Here is a 1,774-nt window from a genome sequence, read left to right on the forward strand (position 1 = left end):
CCGATACCGCCGTCCGCACGGGCCGTACCGCCGCTCATGCGGCCGGGGTCTCCAACGCGTACCCGACCCCATGGACCGTACGGATGCGCTCCGCCCCGATCTTTCTGCGCAGCGCCTTGATGTGGCTGTCCACCGTCCGGGTGCCGGAGGCGTCCGCCCAGTCCCACACCTCCGCGAGCAGCTGCTCGCGGGAGAGGACGGCGCGGGGCGTGTTGGCCAGACACACCAGCAGGTCGAACTCGGTCGGCGTCAGGTGGACGTCCGTGCCCCGCACCCGCACCCGCCGCTGCGCGTGGTCGATCTCCAGCTCGCCCAGGCGCAGGATGCCGGTGCGCGGGGTGTGCGCGGCCAGCGCCGCCCGCTCCACCCGCCGCAGCAGCACATGCACCCGCGCCGCCAGCTCGCGCATCGAGAACGGCTTGGTCATGTAGTCGTCCGCGCCCACGCCGAGACCGACCAGCATGTCCGTCTCGTCGTCCCGCGCGGTCAGCATCAGCACGGGCACCGGCCGCTGCGCCTGCACCCGGCGGCACACCTCCAGGCCGTCGAAGCCCGGCAGCATCACGTCCAGCACCAGCAGGTCGGGCTGCCACGCCTCGGCCGCGTCGACCGCGGCCGGGCCGTCCCCCGCGCACCGCACCTGGAAGCCCTCCGCCCGGAGCCGGGCCGCGATGGCGTCGACGATGGTGCGGTCGTCCTCGACGACGAGCACCCGGCGCTGCGCCCCGGAGGACGCCGTGGCGCCGTTCGGGCCGATGTGTGTCTGCTCCATGCGCCCCGCCCCTAGCGTCTTCCGTGACGTGCTCCGCCACGGTCCTGCCTTTGTGGCAAGCAGCGTACGGGCACGTGGCGGGGGACGGCTACGCGGCACGGAGCGCGAGGTGGACAACGTCCGGAACGCCCCGGGCGACGGTGATCTCTTCGGATTTCACCCCTTCGAACCCGGCGTCCCGCAAGGCGTCCTCGAACACCGCCGACGGCCGCGCCGACCACACGGCGAGCACCCCGCCCGGCGCCAGCCGCTCGTGGCACGCCCGCAGTCCGGCGGGGGAGTAGAGGCCGTCGTTGTCCTCCGTGACGGTCCAGTCGGGCCCGTTGTCGATGTCCAGGCACAGCGCGTCATAGGTGACGGACGCGGTCCGCAGATACGCGACGAGGTCGGTGCGCAGGATCTCCGTACGGGGGTCGGCGAGCGCCGCGCCCGAGACGGCGGCGAGCGGGCCGCGGCGGTGCCAGTCGACGACGGCCTCCTCGCGCTCCACGACCGCGATCCGCCCCCAGCGCGGCTCCTCGGCCGCCCGCGCCAGCGAGAAGCCGACGCCCAGCCCGCCGATCAGCACCGCCGGGTCCTTCCGTTCCGGCGGCAGGGCGGCGAGCGCGGCGTCGACCAGCAGCCGCTCGGACCGGCCGTCGGAGGTGTCCATGAGGAAGGTGCCGTTGGCGATGATCTCGTGGACCTCGCCCCTGCGGCGCAGCACGACCTCCCCGTAAGGGCCGTCGCGCCGCTCCACGACGACGGGCGCCTCGTACTCACGACGGACGTGCTGCTCGATCTGATCGGTCTGCTCGGTCAAGGAAGCCTCCGAAGGTCGTCGGGGCCCGGCGGACGCAGCGTACGGATGTTCGGTTGACGGTCGTGACCGGAGTCACGGGCAGAGGTTGATTTACCGGGCCACTGGGGACCTTAATGTTCACAGTGAGGGGCGGAGAGTGAGGTCCAGGGCACGGCCGCCCCGATGCTGTACCGCCCGCCGGAAAGGGGCCTGGCCGAGTG

2 protein-coding genes are annotated in these 1,774 nt (G+C 73.1%); both read right to left on the bottom strand.

The genetic code is table 11. The features are described from left to right. Positions 1-34: 34 nt before the first annotated feature. A complete protein-coding gene (locus K6I34_RS36510) occupies positions 35-772 on the bottom strand; it encodes a response regulator transcription factor (protein WP_121799521.1) in 738 nt (245 codons plus the stop codon). Positions 773-860: 88 nt separating this feature from the next. Beyond that, positions 861-1,574, bottom strand: a complete 714-nt coding sequence (locus K6I34_RS36515; protein ID WP_229332322.1) for a spermidine synthase — start codon at positions 1,572-1,574, stop codon at positions 861-863. Between the last annotated feature and the right edge of the window lie 200 nt (positions 1,575-1,774).

The sequence above is a fragment of the Streptomyces sp. UNOC14_S4 genome, from assembly GCF_020740835.1.
In the GTDB taxonomy this organism is placed as follows: Bacteria; Actinomycetota; Actinomycetes; order Streptomycetales; family Streptomycetaceae; genus Streptomyces.

Excerpts from the sequence above, each read along its gene's own strand:
- K6I34_RS36510 (WP_121799521.1), bottom strand. The coding sequence starts at position 772 with ATGGAGCAGACACACATCGGCCCGAACGGCGCCACGGCGTCCTCCGGG.